Here is a 20585-nt window from a genome sequence, read left to right as displayed (position 1 = left end):
TGACCTGTTGTGGGTGCGGATGGTGCAGCGATTGGGCGCCGGATGACCGATGCGGAGCTATCCGGGGTAGCGGTCGACGATCGCACGAGTGTCCGTACTAGCCTTGCCGTTCGTTTGGACGCGTTCCCGTGTCCAGGGCCGGTCGAGGTCTGTTGGCTTTGTTGTTGAGGCTGCTTCCGGTGGCGCGGGGCAAGCGGTAAGGATGAGCGCGTACAGCCCTGCTGGGGAGAGTGTCGGTGCAGGACGAGAGCGGGTTGGTCGATGGCAATCGCGGCACGAGAGCCCTTGGGTGTGGTTGCGGGAGCGCTGGCCCCCGGCGATCTCGTACCCCGCGATGCGAACCTGGCGGTTGTTGAAGCCGAGGGAGCGAAGGTCGTTGCGGCCTACCGAGTCGAGGCGCGAGAGCGCGAGCGACGGGCGGCTGCGGGTATGCCACCCCTGACGCGACCGGATGCCCTGAACCTCTTGATGGCGCTGCCGCTCGGCGAGCCTGTTCCTGCCGGATCACTGAACGGCAGGGAACGCCGAGCGTTGAAGAGCCTGCCGAAGGGGGCGGTGGTCCGACGCGACGGATCGATTACCCGTCTGGCAACCCAGCCGGTCCACGTCGACATGGTGTTCGTGCCCGGACGCAGCTGGGAATCGGCGATGGAGCGGGCCGAGCGGTTCACGCCATTCACTGCTCGTTCCGTATTGATCGATGGCGCGTTGCGGCGCAAGAACGAGGCGGTGATGCGCGCTGACTTCTACGGCATCGGATTGCTCCACGTCCAGGGTGATGCGGTCGAGGTTGTTGTGCCACCCAGCCCCTTCGTGCGCAAGCGCTATACGGTTGCCGGCTGGAAATTCCTGGAAGACGTCCACCGTCAGCTCCCCTGAGGGGGTGCATCCGGCTACTGAGTGACAGGCAACGTCGCCCATGCTTTGAGCGGCGCGGGTACCTGGAACCCGGACTTGGGACTCGCACCCATTCCGATGCGCTGGTTTTCCAGTGCGTAGTGGTCGACGGCTGCAGCGCATTTGTTGCGCCACCACGTCCTACGCTCGGAGCCGGCTCGGTAGCTGGCCATGTCGCTGACCCATGCGCCCCAGGTGTGGATGTTGTGGTTCTCGGCCTCACGCCGCGTTTCACCGTCGGAAAGGTAAAAGCTGTCGAGGCTGCGCCCGTCGCACTCCTCGCAGTCGCAGGTTGCCGGATCGGCATTGCCGTAGACCTTGGACAAGAACTCGGCGCCCTTGAAGCACATCAACTGCGGCATCAGGATGTGCGGGTACGTGGGCCCGCCACCGCGCTTGCCTATCTGGGCCTTCTCGTCGGGCGGTATCGCGTGGCGGAGCGAGCTCTGGACGCCGATTCCCGCGCAGAGGGCGCCGTGAGCCATCACGTCGAGAGCTGCGAGGTCTGTGCGCAACAGTGACATGTGCTCGACCTCGGTGAACAGCCTGCGCAAGTTGGCCGGGATGTCCTTCGTCTGTCCCAGCGGGTCGAACTGGCGGAAGAGGATGACTGCCTTCGGGTGGCGGATCTTGTCGCAGACCGCGATCAGTTGGCCGATGTTCTCCCGGCTCAGCCAGGTGACATCGATCGGAAGGGAGACAAGGGTATCTGCTCGCTCGATGCGGTTGGCTTCCCGCAAAACCGCTTTCAGGGCACGGGAGTTCGCCGGCGGTATGTAGCCGGTGGGTGTCAGCGCTGCGGTTGCCCCTCGAGCCTTCTGGAAGTTCAGCGAGGTGTCCACGGCGGCGAACAGTTCGTCGGGAGGAGCCATGAACGGCTCCTCCACCGTTGCCGTGTACGTGGTGTACACGGCGCTGTCGATCAGCAGAGTGCCCTGGTAGCCGACGTCGGCGCGGAGCTGGAAGGCACGTGCGTCAGCGTTGGTACCCGTCATGACCACGCCGCTCAGGCCGTCATCGAGGGCCGGGCGAGGTCGGGGAGTGTACTGGGCATGTTCGTGCAATAGTACCCGGCCCTGCAGGAGCGGCACCGCTGCCACGGTGTGGTCGAGCGTCTTCACGGCGGGCGGTCGCCGCCTGGGATCGGGAGCGTTGCTCATGAATCACCTCGCAGAAGGGTCCGGCACGTCCTTGTGTCCGGACGGAGAAGAAGCGCACAAGTAGATCTCGTGGAACTCCTCACGACCCAGGCCCGCCAGCTGAGCGGTCTCGGTCGCACTGAGGTGGTGCTGTCCCTCAAGCCGGGTGACGGCCTGGGCGATATGGTGCGGGGTCTCGCGCCGGATGGCGACTGGTTCGTTGGTTCGGTAGCCGAGCGCGGACAACTCGACCATGAGCGTGCGGTACTGCCATTCGCTGATCACGCTCAGGTCCACGGCCCGCCGGATGAGAGCGGCCATGGAGACCCCCCAGCGGGCTTTGAGATCCATGAGGCGGGCAACGTCGACGCCGGGCTTCAACTCGCCCAGGATGGCCTCGTGCGGCATGAGGAATTCAGCGGCGAACCGGTCGGCTTGGGCCTCCTGAGTACGCCCCTCGCCCGGCTCGTGGTGCATGATCAGATGGCCCAGCTCGTGAGCGAGGCTGAAGCGTGAACGATCCCCGGGGGCAGTGGAGTTGAGGAGTACCAGCGGCGCCCTGCCGTGCGGCCACTGGCTGACGGCGTCGAGTTCGGTGGTACCCAGATCGCGGACGACGACCAGGGCGCCGGCGTCTTCGAGCAGCGCGACCAGGTCGTCGATGGGGCCGGTGGGAACGTTCCACTCTTCGCGTACCGTCTCCGCAGCGTCCGCGGGAGTGTCGAAGTCGTTGACCTCAATGGGCCTGAACCGGTGGGGACGACGGGAGTCTACTGCCTGCGTCACCGCTTCGACCTGGAGGCGGGTGAGCGCCAGCGTCGCATGAATCCGGCGCAGCGCAGGGGCTCCCAACGAGGCCCGCTTCCGGTGGTGTATCAGCCCGATGCCTACCCCGGCCGTATCAGTGGCCTGGCACAACATCTCGGGGGTGAAGTGAAGCGCGGCGGCGAACAGATGTACCCGCTCGGCCCGGACCGGGATGCGTCCGGCCTCGGCCCGGCTTACGTACCCCTGCGTGATGCGGTTGCCGTCCACCTGCGACATCTGCTCGGCAAGCTCGGACTGGGTCCACCCCCGGGAGTCGCGCGCCAGGGCGAGCATGGCGGGATCCGCCAGCAACTCCTTCTGATCACTCACGGCCCACCTCCAGCCCTGGCAAGTCTCAACCCCACTAAGGATACACGGTTTTATCCCTCGAAATATTCCTGACATGATCCGTAAGTTGCCATGCCTCCAGGGATACCACGCGCCACCGACAGTCCAAGTTCACGTCTCTTGAACGTCGTTGGGCGAGGGGAGGTCTTCACTTGCATGATCCGCCCGAGACGGTGGATCGCTGCGCAGATCAGGAGGTCGCTCCACGGAGGAACACAGGGTTGCCGCATCGCGTTCGTCACGGCTGTATCTCTCGCACGTTCGCCGCCATCAACGAACATCAGTTGCCGCATAGGTGCGGTCGGCGGTCGAGTTTGAGCACCTCGGGTTCGGATGTTGTGGGGGCACGAGGATGGGTGGGTGCTGTCCCGGATCTGGGGTCTGGCTCCTGACATCTCTGACCGACGTGTCCTGGTCTCACAGTGTCGGCCGTGGGTCGGGGATGGTGCGTTGTCGGTGCCGGGCCGGCGGGGTGTGTCCCGATAGGGGCCTGCTGATTGTCGTGGCGTCTTCACGATTCTGACCGTCTGACGCGGCCCGGTGCCGGCAACGCGACGCGCCGTCGGACTGGAAGGGGAACGACATGTCGACTTCGATCGTGCCCAGTACGTCGCTCGCGCCGCAGCCTCGCCGTCGCCGTCCTGTGGGGGAGGTGGTACTGGGAGTGGATACGCACCGGGATGCCCACGTGGCTGCGGTGCTCTCCGTGACCGGGGCAGCGCTGGAAGCCGATGAGTTCCTGGCCACTGCGGCCGGGTACCGGGATTTGCTGAAGTGGGCCAGGAAGTCGGGTGTGGTGAGGCGGGCCGGGGTGGAGGGGGGCGTCCCTGTCGCGCTATTTGCTGGCGCAGGGAGTGGACGTGTTGGACGTGAATCGGATGGACCGGGCGGATCGCCGGCGGCGCGGCAAATCGGATCCGCTGGATGCGCAGAACGCGGCGCGAGCTGTGCTGAGCGGGCGGGCCCGTGCACGAGCCAAGGCGGGCGACGGGCCGGTGCATATCGCCAGGATGTACAGACTCACGAAGGTGTCAGCCATCAAAGCCCGCACGCAGGCCATCAACCAGCTCATAGCCGTTCTCATCACCGCCGATCCAGCCTTGCGGGAAGAACTGGCTGGACTGGGCAATGCCGAACTCTTCCGTACCTGTAAGGGCTTCGCCGATGAGAGTGGTGGCGATGAGGTCGGCGAGGAGTCGGTGCTGCAGGCAACTCGGATCACGTTAGGTCTGCTGGCTGACCGGATCGGCCAGCTCTCCGAGCAGATCCGGGAGGTGGACGCTCGTATGGCCCGGCTCGTGGAGTGGCCGTGCCCCGCAGCTGTTGGAGGTGGTGGGGATCGGTCCGGACACGGCCGTCGCTCTGCTGATCGCGGTGGGGGACAACCCGGAACGTCTAGGCAGCGAAGCGTCGTTCGCAGCGTTGTGCGGGGTCAGTCCGGTCGAGCGTTCCTCGGGGCGCCGGCAGTTCCGCCGCCTTAACCGCGGCGGTGACCGGCAGGCGAATGCTGCGCTCCACCGCATCGTGTTCTCTCGCCTGCGGGTAGATCCGCGCAACCAGACCTACTACGAGCGCCGGATCAAAGAAGGCAAGACCCGGCGCGAAATCGTCCGGTGTCTCAAGCGCTATGCGGCTCGGGAGGTCTTCCACCTCATCGGACAGCCACAGCCAGAAGCCCGTGCATAGGGAATGTGTGCCAGAACAGGCGGTGCACGTGCGGATTGGAGGTCGGCACTGCTTGCGTCCGGCGGACCTCCGGCTGACCTTAGACCGTCGCCGACAGGTGGAGGACTCGACGCGCACCATGGCGGCGTCGAGCGCTACGTCAGCCTCCCCGATGGTCTCGTCTGCGGCTGTCTGCCCTGGAACTTTGGTGGATGCAGGCACAATGGATTGCACGTTGTTGCGGGCGTGAGCTCTGGGGAGGGCGTTGTGGAGTTCAGAAAGAGAACGCTGGAAAGGCTTGGCGATCTCATTTGCGGAAACCTCGGTTCGGACGCCCCCGCCCCTCGGGGGGATGCTGAGCCTCCGTACTTTCACTACCGGTCGAGCAGATACATCACCGAATTCTTCGGGGACCTCGACATGGACTGGGAGCACGACGGGTCAACTCGGCATCGCTGGGTCGCGGGCGTTCTTGAGCGTCTGTTGGCGGAATCGCACGACGGGCCCGCGCACCCTCCGGAGTCTTTCTGCCGGGTGATCGACCACTTGATGGACCCGGCCGATGCCCTCAATGAAGGGCGTGACCGTTCCAACGCCTTGAGGCAGTTGAATGACGTGCTGTCCCGTGAGGGCTTCGATGCCTTCTACGGCGAGGATGGGCATTGCTATCTGCGGCACTTGGGAACGAAGACGGTCTCAACGTTGGCCAAGAACCCGCATCGTCCCCTGAGCGTCGCCGAAGTGGAGCGGCGTGCGGGCCTCGCTGCGTTCTTGGACTCCTGCAGTGAGGATGAGCTCATCGAGGAGGTGCTGCTGCCGTTGTTCCGGCAGCTGGGGTTCCACCGGATCACTGCGGCCGGGCACCGGGACAAGGCGCTGGAGTACGGCAAGGACATTTGGATGCGCTACACGTTGCCAACCCAGCACTTCTTGTACTTCGGGATCCAGGTCAAGCGCGGCAAGCTGGACGCTACTGGGAGGTTCAGGGCCGGCAACGCCAACATCGCCGAGATCCATAATCAGGCGCTGATGATGCTGGCGCACGAAATCTTCGACCCGGAGACCAACCGACGTGTCCTCGTCGACCATGCATTCATCGTGGCCGGCGGGGAAATCACCAAGGCTGCGCGCAACTGGCTGGGCAACGCGTTGGATGCGGCTAAGCGGAGCCAGATCATGTTCATGGATCGCGACGACATCCTGAACCAGTACGTCGTGAGTAGCCTGCCGCTTCCCGCTGGCGCGTCAGCGGCACCACGTTGATGTCGCCTCACGGCCACTGTTGTCGGCGGGGTGCGCAAGGACAGTCCCCGTCAGGCATAGCGCACGCCTGGATCAATGTCTCTTCAGCAGTGGAGAATCACAGATGGATGCAGCGATACTCCGGCCCGTCCGTGGTCCGTTCCTCGGCCTGGAGGAAGGACTGCAGACGGCGCTCGGCGCGTCGCCGGGCTTGGTAGGTGGCGGCGGGAGACTTTTCGTGCGCCTGTGCCCAGTCCGCGACGGACTCCTGTTCCAGACGTGTACGACCGATGAGGTCCGCCTCGGTCCGGGTCAGGACTCCGACTCGGACTGCACGGGCCAGGACCAGGTCCGGGTGGCCCCATGGCGGTTTCGGGGGAGCGGAACGGAAGCCGGGCGGCACCGGGACGGGAGCGTCCAAGGCCTCGTACAGCGTCGCGAGTCCCTGGCGGTAGGCCGCCCAGCGCAGTCGGACGTGCGGACGCGGACGCTCAAGGTCGATCGTGGCCAGAGCCCCGAGGAACCCGGCGAGCACCTCGGCCTGCAGATCAAATGGATCCCCCGGGAACCTCGCCGACGCCCACTGGCAGATCCCGGCCAATGCCGGGAGGGCCATTCCGGCGCAAGCCAGAGTCCAGGTGGAACCCTCCGTACGCGCGCGCCGTACGAGCAACGCCCAGACCTCGTCCCGCGTGCGACGCGGACAGCCGCCGCGCATCAGTCGCGTACGCAATTCATCAAGGGGGATCTGGCGATTGGGCAGGCCAGTGAAGGACCGCCCGTCCACAGACAGCGGTTCAGGACCGGCTACCAGCAAGGCAAAGCATTGCTCGGCCGTATCCAACGGCAAGGAGGCGTCCGCGGGTTGACGTCTGAAGGGGCTGCACTTGCGAGGTCCTTGGGTCATGGGGGGCGTCTCTCTTCCTGAATGGAAGTGATGAGGCACCCAGCAAGAGGCACTGTCGACAAGCAGGGACCAACGGGCGCATAAGGAAGGGCGTGGACGGCTCTGCCGCAGGGTGCTGGGGGTACGGCGGTCGTCGGCTGTCGAGCAGATCTCGCCGCGGACTCTGCAACGAGGGACACTCGCGGCGCTTAGTAACGCCGTAGTACGGCTGACCAGCACATTTAGTCGTGGTCTTGAGCACTTCCGTACTCAGAGCGCGGTATCCACGACCGCTAAAGCTCATGACTTCGCCGGCCCGTGTCGAAAACCCGGGCGGCGCTCGGCCTCTTGAAGTGACAGGACACCTCACTCAAGGGGACGAGAGGGATCGAAGATGCCACAGCCTCATCACACGTCCGACGGGCGCGACGACAGCGGCTGGATGCGGCACGCCGTTGTCGGTGTCGTCTCTCACTACTGTCAGCCCCACGAGAGCGTGCTCGTGGTCACAGCGCAAACAGATGAGCCTCGCGAAGATCAAGGCTTGGCGCTGAATGCGGTGGCCGAGTCCGCCTCCGGACTGAGTAGGACCCTAGAGGTACGCACGGTCCTGCCGACAGAACCCTTCCCGCTGCCGCACCGGGGTGTGGGCTCGGCATCAAAGTCGCGAAGCGGACCGTTGCAAAAGCCACTCGGTCCGCGATCGGTCTGGCAGAGGACCGATACGGACCGGCCGGACTCCAGTGAGACGGACCCGCGCTGCTTCGACATAGTGATCGCGTGTGTGGACGCACGGTCGACTGACTGGGTTGAACGTGTTCCCTGGGACGCTCTTGTCGGGCCGGCTGGACTCCTCGCCTTCCTTGTCCACAGTCCTGAGGCGAGCGGCGACGCGACAGCGTTTCGTGGGCTCCTGTACCCAGTTGCCCGCCGCGCCGGCTTGATCCTGCTGGACCAAATCATCCTGTGCACCCTTCCCGTGCACACCCGCGTGCTGTTGTTCATGCGCCCGCTCCCGGCGGTCAGGCATCCGGATTGCTGATGGCGAACTCCCCTAAACCCGATCACTGGCTGACAGCCCAGGAAGCGGCTGACCGCCTCCGAATCAAGCGCAAGACGCTCTACAACTGGGCGAGCACTTGGGAGGTCGAGCGTCGCGGCCCCGAGCCGCTTCGCATGGGCGGCCGGGCATTGCGCTACCGGGAATCGGATGTCGACCGGTACATCGACGCGAGGCAGCAGCAGTCACCTTGAGACACCCCGAGTGAACGACAGGAGGTACCACATGACCAGGGAGGAGCCATACGACCGATGGCACAAGGCACGTCCGGAGCCAGGTGAGCCGGAATGCCCGGAGCACCCCGGCCTGGTGCCGAGCGCTGCGCACGGTTGTGCCCAACGGTGGCAGGCGCGTTGGCGAGACAAGTCTGGCCGACAGCAGACCAAGTCCTTTCCGAAGAACAAGAAGCAAGCGGCTTTGTCGTTTCAGCGCAGCCAGCGCGCAGCCGTCGACGAGGGGAGGGCCCCCTCCCGCATCGCGGCCGGAGGCCGCAGGAGGGAGGACCGACGATTGCCGAGTACGCGGAGACGTTCCTGTCGCGCCACGAGGGCCGGAAAGGGACCGTCGAGCAGTACGGGTACTGCCTGCGAAGGCATGTGGTTCCGTCCCTGGGTCCTCGGCTCGTGAATGACGTAAAGCGTGGAGAGTATCGGGATTTCTTCAGTACGTTGAAAAGCGGTGGTATGTCGCCTGCCGGCCGTATCCATGTCAAGAAGGCGCTGTCGGTCATGCTGTCTATGGCAGTGGAAGACGGCTACCTGGACGGCAACCCAGTATTCGGAATCCGCTTGCCACAGAGCAGAGGTCGCAATGTTCAGCTGACTTGGCAATACGTCGTAGCGCTGGCCGAGCAAATCAATCCCCGATACGAGCTATTGATTTGGTACGGGGCGCTGCAGGCGCTGCGGTCCATGGAAGCTACTGGGGTGCGCCGTTCAGATATGGAGGCCCTCCCCGGAAAGCAGACGGTGGTAGAGCAGCGACAGAAGGGGAAGGCGGTTCCCTTGAAGACGGGTGCGAGCGAGTCCTCCCTTGACGTTGGTTCGTTCCTGCTTGATAAGTACCGGGCGCACCTGACACGTTGGCGGGCTCCGCTCTCGGAATCGGAACTGAGGCAGAGGGAGCAACGTGGCCTGCCGCCTTTCACGGAGGAATACGACCATCTGGTCAGCGTCACTAGGAACCGGACGCCTGTGACGCAGAATTCGTTGAGCTTTGTATTCGACTTGGCGAAGTCGCGGGCGCGCGCCAAAGGGATCGCGGTACCGGAGGAGGCCACGTTCCGAGACCTGCGGCACTTTGTGGACGCGGTGCTTATGGCTTCGGGGTTGGAGCCGCGCAAGGTCCAAGCCCGGATGCGCCATGCTCGTCTGGCCGAGACGTTGGATACGTACGGCTATCTGGTGTGGGAGGTGGACTGGGTGAACGCCCCCGCCTCGTTCGAGGAGCTGTACGGCATCCGGGCGCTACCTGGACTGCCCAAGGCCGCTCTGGTGCCCCGAGCCAAGCGCGTGAGGCGGGCCAAGTAGCCGGAGTCTGTTAGGGGAGCCCGTTGTGCCTGGGAAGAGTGCGTCGAGTCAGAGGAAGGACGGAAGCCGTGATCACCAAGGCGCGTACTCCCGTCCTCTGTGGCCCTCAGATCCCGCGTCGCATGTGCATTGGATGTGCAACGCGATCGGCGCCTCGGGGCGTGTGCGCAGCTCAGCGCACCTTCATAGGTGCACTCAAGGTGTTCTGGGGGTTTTCCCCCAGGCGCAAGGGCGCGGACCAGCGCGGATAGACTCATTTTCATGGTTCGAGCGTCCCGTGGTGAGGCGACCCCCGGGATGTGGCGGCGCGAGGCGGACACCGTGCTGCGGCGGGCCGAGGCGCTGCCGGCGCAGGCGGCGGCGGGGGCCATCCTTGCCGGGTTCCGGGTGGTCCGCGCTCCCACGGAGTGGTCCCCGCACGCACATCCCTTGCACGAGCTCGTCTGGGTGCGCGGGGGAACGCTGACGTCCTGTGTGGGGGACCGCGTCTTCACCGTGGTCGAAGGGCATGGGCTGTGGATGCCCGCCGGAGTGGTGCACGCGGGCCGCGCAACCGCGGGTGCGGAGTTCTCCGACGCCTTCTTCGCCCTCGATCGCACGCCGTTCGCGTTCACGGAACCCAAGGCGATCGCGATGACGCCCTTGCTGGAGTCGCTGCTCACCCATCTCTCCCGCACGGATCTTGACGCGGAGGCCCGGGCACGTGCCGAGTCGGTCGTCTTCGACGTGATCCAACCCTCGGAGCGGCAGTTCTCCCTGCAGCTGCCGGGCGACCCCCGGATCGACGCGATAGCCGAAGCCCTGCTGGACGATCCCTCCGACAGCCGCTCGCTGGAGGAGTGGGCGCGGCACCTCGGGACCAGCGACCGCACCATCACCCGCGCCTTCCGCCAGACGACGGGTCTCTCCTTCGCGCAGTGGCGTCAGATGCTGCGCGTGCACCGGGCTCTGATGCTCCTCGCCGAGGGCTTCGACGTGACCACGGTCTCCGAGGTGCTCGGCTACGCCCAGCCCAGCTCCTTCATCGCCGCCTTCCGGCGGGTCATGGGCACCACGCCGGGCGCGTTCTTCGCCGCGTCGGACGGCGCACTCGGTGATGTCCGGAATTCCGTATCGAGTGACCAGAACTCCTGATTGTCGACGCGGCAAGCGGAATATAACCTTCTCGGAGTTAGGTAACCCTTAGTTGGTGCTCGCCGTGCACGGTGCTGTCCGTGCACGGGTGAGTGCGCGGCCTGGCCGGTGAAACCGGACGGAGGGGTGCCGCAGCCCTCGCCCCTCCGATCGTCCGGACCCCCTCATGTTCACAAGCCCATTCCGGCCTGCCGCACAATCGGTGACCGGTCCCGCCGCTCCGGTGGCCGCCCTCCACGGGCACGACCTGGAGCTTCGCTACAGCGGCAAGCCGGTCGTCCACGGCGTCTCCGTCACGCTGGAACCCGGCCGTGCGACAGCCCTGGTGGGGCCGAACGGCAGCGGCAAGTCCACGCTGCTGCGCGCGCTGTCCCGACTGCATCGGGTGGACGGCGGCCGGGTGACACTCGGCGCCCCCGACGGTCAGCAAGACCCCGACGGTCAGCAAGCCCCTGACGGACGGCCCGAGCGCGACGCGGCCTTGCTCAGCCCCCGTCAGTTCGCCCGCGAGGTCACGCTGTTCTCCCAGTCGCGGCCCGCTCCCCAGGGGCTGACGGTCGCGGAGGTCGTCGCGTTCGGACGCCATCCCTACCGGCGTGGCTTCGCCGGACCGACCGCCGAGGACCGGACCGCCGTCGACCACGCGATGGGGGTCACCGGCGTACGGGACATGTCCGGCCGCCAGGTCGGAGAACTCTCCGGCGGGGAGATGCAACGCGTCTGGCTCGCCGCCTGCCTGGCACAGGAGACCGGCGTCGTGCTCCTCGACGAGCCGACCAACCATCTGGACCTGCGCTACCAGTTCGCGACGCTCGACCTGGTACGGGATCTCGTCGAGGAGCACGGCATCGCGGTCGGGATCGTGCTGCACGACCTCGACCAGGCCTCGCGTGTCGCGGACACGCTCGTCCTCATGAGCTCGGGCCGTGTGTACGCCGCCGGCACTCCCGCCGACGTCCTGACCGCCGAGAACATCGGCGAGGTCTACGACATCCGCGTCGAGGTGAGCACCGACCCCCGGACAGGCCGCCTCCGCATCGACCCACTCGGCCGCCACCTGTCCTGAACAGGCCGACGCCACGTCGCTCCCGCATCACTTGAGAAACCTGAGAAAGAGGACCCTTCATGAACCGTGCCCATCGCCTGGCGGCATCAGCCTCCACCGGGCTCGCCCTGCTCGCCGCGACGGCCTGCGGTACGACCGACGTCGACAAGGCCGCGGCCGGCGGCAGCGCCGACACGGCCCCCGCGTCGAAGAGCTGCTCCAAGGACACCACCAGCACCTCGACGAAGCCGGTCTCCTTCAAGGACGGCGTCGGCCGCCAGGTGAAGCTCGACAAGCCCGCCAAGCGGATCGCGGTCCTCGAATGGCAGCAGGTCGAAGACGCGCTGACCCTGTGCGTCACCCCCACCGCCGTCTCCGACGCGAAGGGATACCGCACCTGGGTCAGCGCGGAGAAGCTGCCCAAGGGCGTGACGGACATCGGCACCCGTGAGGAGCCGGACCTCGACACCCTCTACGCGGCCAAGCCCGACCTCATCGTCGTGGAGGCGTTCGACGCCCAGGACGAGATGATCAAGAAGCTGGAGAAGCGGGGCGTCCCCGTGATGGCCACGCGAGGAGCGGACCCGAAGGACCCGATCGGGAACATGCGCAAGGTCTTCGGCATGATCGGCGAGGCGACGGGACGCACCGAGCGGGCCGGCCAGGTGCTCGAGCAGTTCGACCAGCACCTCGCGACGGCGAAGAAGAAGGTCACCGACGCCGACCTGCCGACGAAGAAGTTCGTGTTCTTCGACGGATGGCTCGAGGGAGGCAACCTCACGGTCCGCCCCTACAGCGACGGCGCCCTCTTCACCGAGATAGGCAAGGAACTCGGCCTGAAGCCCGCGTGGACCAACGACGTCAACAAGAAGCACGGTGACGGCGGTGTCGACCCCGCCTACGGCCTCGCGCAGACCGACGTCGAGGGCCTCACCGGGGTGGGCGACGCCAACCTCTTCTACGCCAACGACGAAGGCGCCGGCGGATACGTCGGGGCGCTGCGCAAGAACCCGATCTGGAAGACCCTCCCGGCCGTCAAGGAAGGCCGCGCCCACGCGTTCCCGGCCCGGGTGTGGGGCGCCGGTGGCCCGCGCTCCAACGAGCAGGCGATCGACGCCTACGTCGACGTACTCGACAAGAAGTGAGCACAGTACGTACTGCCGCACCCGAAGCGGGACCGCTGCCGCGCGCCGAGCGCGGCGGCGGCCCCGCCGGGGCGGCGGTCCTGGCGGCCCTCCTCGTCGCGACCGTCCTGGTGGGCATGTGGCACCTGACCCAGGGGACATCGGGAGTCGGCGTCGGCGACCTGCTGCGCCATCTCGCCGGGGAACCCGAGACCACCGGTGGCGCGCCGGTCGGCGAGATCCTCACCGGCTCACGCTTGCCGCGCCTGCTCGCGGGCGTGGCGGTGGGCTTCGCCCTCGGCTGCGCAGGCACGCTGCTCCAGTCCGTCACGCACAACACGCTCGCCTCGCCCGACACCCTCGCCGTCACGGCCGGTGCGCACTTCTCCCTCACGCTCGTCGCCGCCTTCGGCCTCGCCGTGCCGCTGTGGGCCTCGGGCGCCGTCGCCTTCGCCGGTGGCCTGGTCGCCGCGGCGCTCGTGCTGCTGCTCGCGGGCCGGGCCGCGGGTACCGCGGGCACGCGCCTCATCCTCGCCGGATCGGCGACGGCGCTGGCTTTGGACGCCGCGACCGGGATGTTCCTCATCCTGTTCGACCAGAACACGACCGGTCTCTTCGCCTGGGGGAGCGGCTCACTCGCGCAGCTGAACATCGACGCGTCGATACGGGCCATCCCCCTCATCGGCGTGCTGCTGTTCGGCGCCCTGGCCCTGTCCAGGCGGCTGGACGTGATGAATCTCGGGGACGACACCGCATCCACCCTCGGTGTGCCCATCCGGAGCACCCGCGTGATCGCGGTGGTCTCCGCGGTACTCCTGACCAGCACCGCGGTGACCCTCGCGGGCCCGATGGCCTTCGTCGGTCTCGGCGCCCCCGTCCTGGCCCGCCTGATCGCGGGGCGGGTCCGCGCGCTGCGCCGGCACCTGCTCCAGATCCCGGCGGCCGGCCTGCTCGGCGCGCTGCTCATCCTGCTCGCGGACGCGGTCCTGCGTGCGGTGCAGGGGGCGGACGGAGCGGCCTCCATCCCCACCGGTGTGCCGACCGCGCTGCTCGGCTCCGTCGTGATCGTGGTCCTCGCGCTGCGGCTGCGCGACACCGGCCAACTCCGCCAACCCCCGCGCACGCGCGTCGCCGTACGCTCCCGCCGCGCGTACCTCCTCGTCGTGTCCGGCGCCTTGGCCCTGCTGGCCGTGGCGGCCCTCGTGGCGGTCCTGGCCGGCAGCCTCTGGCTGCGGACGGGAGACATCGGCCTCTGGGTCCAGGGCGCCGCCCCGGATCTGATCGGCCAGGCGCTCGACGACCGGGTCCCGCGGGTGACCGCCGCGATCCTCGCCGGCGCGGCGCTCGGTCTGGCCGGCTGCGTCGTGCAGAGCACCGTACGCAACCCCCTCGCGGAGCCAGGAGTGCTCGGCATCACGGCGGGCGCCGGGCTCGGCGCGGCGAGCGTCGTCACGTCGGGCCTGCCCGGTGGACGGCCGGTGCTCATCGCGGTCGCCGTCGCGGCCGGGCTCGCCACCTTCGCGGTGATCGCCCTGCTGTCCTGGCGCGGCGGTTTCCTGCCCGACCGGTTCGTGCTGATCGGCATCGGCATGGGGTACGGGATCAGCTCCGTCACCACCTTCCTCCTGCTGCGCGCCGACCCGTACAACACGCCGCGGATCTTCACCTGGCTCTCCGGCACGACTTACGGGCGCACGTTCCCCGACGTCGTCCCGGTCGCGGTGGCGCTGGCTCTCGCCCTGCCCGTGCTGCTGGCCATGCGCGGCCGGCTCGACCTGCTCGCCGTCGACGAGGACACCCCGCGCATCGTGGGGGTCAGGGTGGAACGCACCCGCTTCACCGCCCTGGCGGTCGCCGCGGTGCTCGCGGCGCTCAGCGTGATCGCCGTCGGTGTCGTCGGTTTCGTGGGGCTCGTCGCCCCGCATCTCGCCCGTTCCCTCGTGGGCGCCCGGCACGGTCGCGCGATCCCGGTCGCGATGCTGCTCGGCGGGGTCCTTGTATGCGTGGCCGACGCCCTCGGCCGCACGCTCGTCGCTCCCGCCCAGGTACCGGCGGGCCTCATGATCGCCCTGGTCGGCGCACCATACTTCGTGTGGGTGCTCCGCAAGTCCCGCTGAACGACCGCCCCTCGTTCCCCGTCCGTCCCGTCCTTCCCTCTCCGTCCCGCCGGTAGGAGCACCCAGCATGTCGCCCCATCAGGAAACGCCCGCGCGGCCCGCAGAGCCCGTGCGGAGCATCGTCGTTCCCTACGAGCGAGACGCCCCGCCGACCCAACTGGCGCGGCTCGCCGACCACGAGGTGTCGGAGCGCTGGCGAGCGGTCGACCGCTCCGCCCACACCCCGCACATCGTGGCCGTACCCGGCGACGACGGCGAGGACTGGACCGCTGCCGCGCTCGTGACGGCACGCCCGGGCACGGCCTATCTGAAGGTCGTGGATGCCGTCGGCGACGTACCGGCAGCTATGGAGGCGGTCGTCGCCCACGCACGCCACCGAGATCTCGCGCAGCTCAAGTGGGAAGGGTGGTCGGCGCGCCCCGAGGACGCCGCTGCCGCCGGCTTCGCCCCGTTGGGCCCTCCGCTCACGCAGTCGGAGGGGGCGGCGGGACCGGCCACCGGTTACGTGCGCTGGCTGCGCGACGGCGTACCGAGCGAGCCGCCGTACTACGGGCAGAGCACGCACTTCACCTGCGGCGCCGTCACCGCCCTGGTCGCGCAGGCGCACGCGGGGAGGCTGCCGCGGGAGGCCCTTGACCGGCAGGCGGAGTTGACGCTGTGGCGCGATGCCACCAACTTCCTCGCGTGCGAGCCCGTCGGTCTTGGCGTCGCCGTGAGCCGGGCCTGGCCCGCGTCCCCGGTCGCGGTCCACCTGGACACCGACCGGCCGGTCATGCTCGACCACTACCCGGAGAGCGACCAGGAGTGGCGTGCCCTGCTCCAGCGCGCCTCCCGCGCGGACGCGGAACGCATCGGTGTCCCGGTCGACCCGAGCCGCCTCTCCCTGACCGCGGTCCGGGAGGCGATCGGCCGAGGCGCGCACGTACTGCTCCTGCTCTCGCTCGACCGGATGCAGGGGTTCGAGGTGCCGCACTGGGTGCTCTGCCACGGTGTCGTACCCGGCGCCGTCGTCATCGACGATCCCTGGGCCAACGCGGCGACGGGGGACACTTGGGTCGACGCCCATCTCCTGCCCGTCCCCGACCCGTCGCTCGACGCGATGTCGGCCATCTCGCCGGATGGCGTTCGCGGCGCGGTGACCATCAGCGCCTGATATCTCGACAAGGAAGCAACAGCGATGCACATTCGTCCCACGACCGACGAGGACCTGGACGTCTTCGTCGACACGGTCCACGCGGCCTTCGGGCAGTTCCCGGAAACCCCGGTCGCGGAGGGCGGGCGCTGGTGGTCGGCGCTCGAAATGGACCGCGGTCTCCTGGCCGTCACAGCCGACGGGCGGCCGGTGGGCACCGCCGCCGCGTACTCCTTCGACCTCACCCTGCCCGGTCAGATACCCACTCCGGTCGCCGGAGTGAGCGCGGTCGGCGTCCTGCCCTCGCACCGGCGGCGTGGCGTGCTCAGCGCGATGATGCGGCACCAGCTCACCGATGTGCGGGCCCGGGGCGAGTTCCTCTCGGTGCTCCTGGCCTCCGAGGCGCCGATCTACGGCAGGTTCGGTTACGGCCCGGCGACCTACACCGCCCGGCTGACGGTGCCGCGCCACCGAGCCGCCCTCGCGGTTCCCCGGGCGCGGGCGACGGCCGACGCACCGGAGACCGAGAGCCGCACGGACAGCGGGTCGGTCGAGGTGCTGCGGCGCGCCGAGTGCGGCGAGATCCTCGAAGAGGTCTACGACCGGTACCGCCGCGCCCAGACCGGCGCGCTGTCCCGGCCGCACCGCTGGTGGGCCCTGGGAGCGGGGCAGTCGCCGGTCTCGCCCGCACCGCGCTATGTCGCCGTCCACCGGGACGCCGACGGCACGGCCGACGGATACGCCAGTTACTCCGTCGGCGAACCCAACACCCTCACGGTCGACGAGACCATAGCCACCGACGACGCGGTCTTCACCGCCCTGGCCCGGTTCGTGCTCGGACACGACCTGGTCTCGCAGGTCGTGTTCCGGCACGTCCCGCCCGAGCACCCGCTGCGCTGGCAACTGGCCGACTTCCGGGCAGGGACGGTCGGCGACCACACGGACTGGCTGTGGGTGCGCCTCCTCGATGTCCCGCGTGCCCTGACGGCACGCGGCTGGTTCGCCGACGGTGAGCTGGTCCTCGACGTCGACGACCCGTTCCTCGGCGAGCACGGCCGCTACCTCCTGACGGTCCGCGACGGCAAGGCCGCCTGCGTCCCCACGGACCGCCGGCCCGACCTGTCCCTGGACATAAGGGACTTGGGCTCGCTCTACCTGGGCGGCACCGCCCCGAGCACGCTCGTGCGCGCGGGACACATCCGGGCCCACCGCCCGGACGCCACCGTCCTCGCGGACGCACTTTTCCGCACGGGACGGGCGCCGCACTGCCTGCACTGGTTCTGACGTAAGGTCTGCGCGTCGCAGACGCGGAAGATCAGCGGCAGATCAAGGGGGCAGCGGCGATGTGGTCAGCATGTCGTGAGGCAGTGGGTGCGGTGGTGGCCGCCGGGGTGGTCGTGGCCGTCGCGGGGTGTTCGGCGCGGGGTTCGGCCGAGGCCCTGGAGCCGAAGGAATCAGCTCCGGCGTCGGCGTCGGCGTCTCCGTCGTCGTCTCCGAGCCCGTCCTCACCGTTGACGGCCCGGCAGTTGAAGGATCTGCTGCTGGCGGACGGGGATGTGCCGGGGATCGACAGCGCGCCGGTGCAGGGGCCCGTGCCCAAGTACGATCCGCGGGTTCTGGTGCCGGGGCCGGGATGTCAGGACGTGTTCGACGCGCTCGTGGCGCATGACGCGTCCACGTCCGTGATCCAGGACTTCTGGTGGCGGAACAACCAGTGGGGCGGCCGGACTTGGCTGGCCTCGTATGTCGGGGACGGCGCGTCTAGGCAGTTCCGAGGGCTCGTGCAGGGGCTCAAGACGTGCGAGACCTTGGTGGGGCAGACCCCGGAGGGGAAGCTCAACTCCCGCATCACCATGTCGAAGGCGCCCGACGGCCTCGGTGACGAGGCCGTCGCCTTCGACCTGAGCATGGACGGCCCCAAGGGCACCGTGCTGTCCGACCACCACATCTGGGTGCGGGTGGGTGCCCTCACCGTGGAGTTCAGCGACCGGGGTGCACAGCGCACCCCCGGCTTCCCTCTCGATGTGGTGGCCGGCAAGCAGCTCGACCGGCTCACGCAAGGGCCGCGTGACTGACGCGGCGGAGCCGGCGGTGCGTCAGCCGCAGTGTTCGGCCTTCTCCTGGTCCGTCATGGGGCGGGTGTGCTGCGTCTTGGTGCTCGGCGCGTCCGGCTTCGGGCCGGTCGCGTCGAAGGGCGCGTACCAGATGTAGTGGCCGTGGAACTTGTCCTCGAAGTGCAGCTCGTAGGTGCCCTTGACGCGCTGCATCTGCGACTCGCGTGTGACCCAGCCGACCTCGCCGGGGCGGACGTCGACGTTGGTCGTGGCGGTCTCGGTGTGCGAGCTCTCCCAGGTGTGCCCGTACGAGGTCTCGATGCTTACCTTGAACACCTCGGCGAAGCCGTACTCCGCGCTGAGCGAGACTCCGACGCTGTTGGACTCGCCGGTCGTGTCCGCCCAGGAGATGCTGGAACGCTGCAGGTCGGGCGTGCAGTTGTAGGCGCTGTCGCCCACCTGGTGCGCCTCGCCCATCGAGTCGGTGCCGGGTCCTTCGGGGTGGAAGACGCACGAGTCGGTGCCGTTGTCGCACTTGTCGAGCAGTTCGCGGATGGTGGGGGGTTCCTCGTCGGCCTGCGCGGCGGGCGCGAGGGCGAGGCCGCCCGCGGTGGTCATCGCCGCCAGCAGGACGGTCAGACGGGTACGGGTGATCATGTGTGATCTCCAGTGGGGGGAAGGTGATGCAGGTGGGGGGAAACGCGCACGAGAGCGCGGCAGCGATCTAGCTGAAGCCGATCGACTGGGTGCGGTCGTTCATCATCTGGCCGACGTCCGAGGTGTTCTCGTCGAACGGTCCGTCGCGGTCACCGCCGAGGTTGGGCTCGGGGTAGAGCCAGATCGCGCAGTTGCCCCAGGGCTGCACGGAGGAGATGCGGTTCTTCCAGTCGTCGCCGAGGTCGTACTGCCAGTTGACCCAGCCGTCCTTCTCGCAGAGCGAGGGGCCGCTGATGGTGAGCGAGTCGCCCGAGAAACCGGGATCGCTGAAGAACGTTCCCTGGATGACGTCCCCGGCCTGCGCGCGGAACGAGGACGAGTCGACGGCGGCCCGTGGGGTGGCCGGTGCGTCCGTGACACTGCCGTTGCCGGCTCGGACCATGGCCTCGGCGAACGTGCCGAAGCAGGTCTGCTTTCCGGTGGTCGCGTCCAGTACGCAGTGTCGTTCCGTCGGTTCGTCTGCTCCGGTCGGTTCGTCGGCGCCCGCCGACTGGGTCGAGACGGTGCAGACCAGGCCGGTGGTGACCGCGAGCGCGGCCCCCGTCAAACGGCTGCGGCGCGTGTTCTTGTTCCGTGTCGCCATACGGATACCTCCATTTCTGGCGTGGGCACATCACCATCCTGTGTAGTGGCTGCGGTCCCGCGTCCGCGGCTGGAATCTCGAATTCCTGTGCCGATAGGGGCGGTTGAGGCGACTCGGGCACCGTGAGAGGGCCCTTCGGGCACGACGAAGGGTGAAACGGTCAGAAGCGGATACCGCGCCGATTCGTGGCGAACGGTCATCAGCACTGCGCGAAGACGTACCCCTTCGCTCCCTTGGGGCTGACGTCGCGGTCGCGCAGGGTGACGGAAAGGCGAGAGCCCCAGGCGTCACAGGCGTTGCGGTAGTCCTTGCGCGTGTACTCGACGGCGAAGACCTTGTCGTCGTAGGCGTCGGCGAAGTCGCCGCACTCCTTGTACGCCGCGCACTCCTCGACCACGGCGAAGTCGAGACCGACACGACGGCGCTCGGGGAGGAGGTCGGTGGTGTTCTTCTGGGCGATGGCCAGGCCACGGCTGTGCGCCCGCTCGGCGAGCAGTTCGGCGAAGGCGGCGGCGTGCCCGGTCGTGAGGAGATCGTCCGAACGCTCGTAGGAGTCGAGGTTGTCGGGCTCCACGGCGTCGTAACCCGCGTCGGCGCAGCCGTCGATCCACGGCCCGACGACCTCCATCAGCTCCCGGCGCTTGCCGGGCGTGGAGATGTCCAGGAGCGGCTCCTCCCAGTCCTCGTCGATCACCAGGGAACCTGCGTCGTCCTTCAGGAGCAGGTCCGGGTGGTTCTTCTTCCACCAGGTGATGGCCTTGCCCGGCTGGGTCTGGAAGGCGTTGACGTAGCACACGTTGTAGAGGCCGTCGGCCGGTTCGGCGGTGCGGTCGCGGGACACCGCCCGCACGGCGTCGGCGGGCGGGTAGGGGCCGCCGAGCTGGTAGTCGAAGACGGCGTTCGCCTCCGGTGCGCGTACGGCGTCCGACTGGTCCGTGGCCGGGGTGTCCTTGCCGTCGTCGGTGGTACAAGCGGCAGCGGCCAGGAGGAGGGCGGCGGCGCAGGCGGCCAGCCGGGCGGGGCGCGAACGGTACGGGTGGTACGGGGGGTGCATCGGAGACTTCCGTTCGGGGCGGCTGCCGGTGTGGGTTCCGTGTGGCGAAATG

18 protein-coding genes are annotated in these 20585 nt (G+C 68.2%); 12 read left to right on the top strand and 6 right to left on the bottom strand.

Annotated features, from left to right (window positions below):
• Nucleotides 1-261: 261 nt before the first annotated feature.
• A complete protein-coding gene (locus AB0I66_RS04685) occupies nucleotides 262-879 on the top strand; it encodes a hypothetical protein (protein WP_363206218.1) in 618 nt (205 codons plus the stop codon).
• A gap of 14 nt (nucleotides 880-893) precedes the next feature.
• Here the strand turns inward: AB0I66_RS04685 and AB0I66_RS04680 are convergent, their stop codons facing one another.
• Both AB0I66_RS04680 and AB0I66_RS04675 read right to left on the bottom strand, forming a co-directional pair.
• Nucleotides 894-2057 carry a hypothetical protein gene (locus tag AB0I66_RS04680; protein ID WP_363206217.1) on the bottom strand — a complete coding sequence of 388 codons (1164 nt, stop codon included), beginning with the start codon at nucleotides 2055-2057 and terminating at the stop codon, nucleotides 894-896.
• Between the two features lie 3 nt (nucleotides 2058-2060).
• Nucleotides 2061-3137, bottom strand: a complete 1077-nt coding sequence (locus AB0I66_RS04675; protein WP_363206216.1) for an XRE family transcriptional regulator — start codon at nucleotides 3135-3137, stop codon at nucleotides 2061-2063.
• A gap of 1383 nt (nucleotides 3138-4520) precedes the next feature.
• Between AB0I66_RS04675 and AB0I66_RS04670 the strand changes: the two genes are divergently transcribed.
• Nucleotides 4521-4877: an IS110 family transposase gene (locus AB0I66_RS04670; RefSeq protein WP_363206681.1), complete on the top strand. Its 357-nt coding sequence runs from the start codon at nucleotides 4521-4523 to the stop codon at nucleotides 4875-4877.
• 246 nt (nucleotides 4878-5123) lie between these two features.
• Nucleotides 5124-6119 carry a hypothetical protein gene (locus AB0I66_RS04665; RefSeq protein WP_363206215.1) on the top strand — a complete coding sequence of 332 codons (996 nt, stop codon included), beginning with the start codon at nucleotides 5124-5126 and terminating at the stop codon, nucleotides 6117-6119.
• A gap of 97 nt (nucleotides 6120-6216) precedes the next feature.
• Here the strand turns inward: AB0I66_RS04665 and AB0I66_RS04660 are convergent, their stop codons facing one another.
• Nucleotides 6217-6714, bottom strand: a complete 498-nt coding sequence (locus tag AB0I66_RS04660; protein ID WP_363206214.1) for a hypothetical protein — start codon at nucleotides 6712-6714, stop codon at nucleotides 6217-6219.
• A gap of 1311 nt (nucleotides 6715-8025) precedes the next feature.
• Here AB0I66_RS04660 and AB0I66_RS04655 point away from each other — a divergent pair.
• From AB0I66_RS04655 to AB0I66_RS04615, 9 genes are all read left to right on the top strand, one after another.
• Nucleotides 8026-8238 (top strand): helix-turn-helix domain-containing protein, encoded by a 213-nt coding sequence (locus AB0I66_RS04655; RefSeq protein ID WP_363206213.1) that lies wholly within the window; start codon nucleotides 8026-8028, stop codon nucleotides 8236-8238.
• A 429-nt stretch (nucleotides 8239-8667) separates the two neighbouring features.
• Nucleotides 8668-9573 carry a hypothetical protein gene (locus tag AB0I66_RS04650; RefSeq protein WP_363206212.1) on the top strand — a complete coding sequence of 302 codons (906 nt, stop codon included), beginning with the start codon at nucleotides 8668-8670 and terminating at the stop codon, nucleotides 9571-9573.
• Between the two features lie 261 nt (nucleotides 9574-9834).
• Nucleotides 9835-10707 carry an AraC family transcriptional regulator gene (locus tag AB0I66_RS04645; protein ID WP_363206211.1) on the top strand — a complete coding sequence of 291 codons (873 nt, stop codon included), beginning with the start codon at nucleotides 9835-9837 and terminating at the stop codon, nucleotides 10705-10707.
• A 166-nt stretch (nucleotides 10708-10873) separates the two neighbouring features.
• Complete coding sequence (locus AB0I66_RS04640) at nucleotides 10874-11773, top strand: ABC transporter ATP-binding protein (RefSeq protein WP_363206210.1); 900 nt, start codon at nucleotides 10874-10876, stop codon at nucleotides 11771-11773.
• Nucleotides 11774-11832: 59 nt separating this feature from the next.
• Nucleotides 11833-12897 (top strand): iron-siderophore ABC transporter substrate-binding protein, encoded by a 1065-nt coding sequence (locus AB0I66_RS04635; RefSeq protein WP_363206209.1) that lies wholly within the window; start codon nucleotides 11833-11835, stop codon nucleotides 12895-12897.
• On the top strand, nucleotides 12894-14993 hold the full coding sequence (locus AB0I66_RS04630; protein WP_363206208.1) for an iron ABC transporter permease: 2100 nt from the start codon (nucleotides 12894-12896) through the stop codon (nucleotides 14991-14993). The genes AB0I66_RS04635 and AB0I66_RS04630 overlap by 4 nt, the downstream gene beginning before the upstream one ends.
• Before the next feature lie 67 nt (nucleotides 14994-15060).
• Complete coding sequence (locus AB0I66_RS04625) at nucleotides 15061-16146, top strand: peptidase C39 family protein (protein ID WP_363206207.1); 1086 nt, start codon at nucleotides 15061-15063, stop codon at nucleotides 16144-16146.
• Between the two features lie 24 nt (nucleotides 16147-16170).
• The gene (locus tag AB0I66_RS04620; protein ID WP_363206206.1) at nucleotides 16171-17409 is read left to right on the top strand and encodes a GNAT family N-acetyltransferase; all 1239 of its coding nucleotides are present in this window, start codon (nucleotides 16171-16173) and stop codon (nucleotides 17407-17409) included.
• 59 nt (nucleotides 17410-17468) lie between these two features.
• Nucleotides 17469-18200, top strand: a complete 732-nt coding sequence (locus tag AB0I66_RS04615; protein WP_363206205.1) for a hypothetical protein — start codon at nucleotides 17469-17471, stop codon at nucleotides 18198-18200.
• 21 nt (nucleotides 18201-18221) lie between these two features.
• On the opposite strand, the gene AB0I66_RS04610 is transcribed toward AB0I66_RS04615, so the two are convergent.
• From AB0I66_RS04610 to AB0I66_RS04600, 3 genes are all read right to left on the bottom strand, one after another.
• Nucleotides 18222-18836, bottom strand: coding sequence for a hypothetical protein (locus AB0I66_RS04610; RefSeq protein ID WP_363206204.1), 615 nt, complete (start codon nucleotides 18834-18836; stop codon nucleotides 18222-18224).
• A gap of 67 nt (nucleotides 18837-18903) precedes the next feature.
• The gene (locus AB0I66_RS04605; protein ID WP_363206203.1) at nucleotides 18904-19479 is read right to left on the bottom strand and encodes a hypothetical protein; all 576 of its coding nucleotides are present in this window, start codon (nucleotides 19477-19479) and stop codon (nucleotides 18904-18906) included.
• A gap of 199 nt (nucleotides 19480-19678) precedes the next feature.
• Nucleotides 19679-20533, bottom strand: coding sequence for an endo alpha-1,4 polygalactosaminidase (locus AB0I66_RS04600; protein ID WP_363206202.1), 855 nt, complete (start codon nucleotides 20531-20533; stop codon nucleotides 19679-19681).
• Nucleotides 20534-20585 lie beyond the last annotated feature (52 nt).

The sequence above is a fragment of the Streptomyces sp. NPDC050439 genome (assembly GCF_040655335.1).
GTDB lineage: Bacteria > Actinomycetota > Actinomycetes > Streptomycetales > Streptomycetaceae > Streptomyces.
This window is presented reverse-complemented; position numbering and strand designations above follow the sequence as displayed.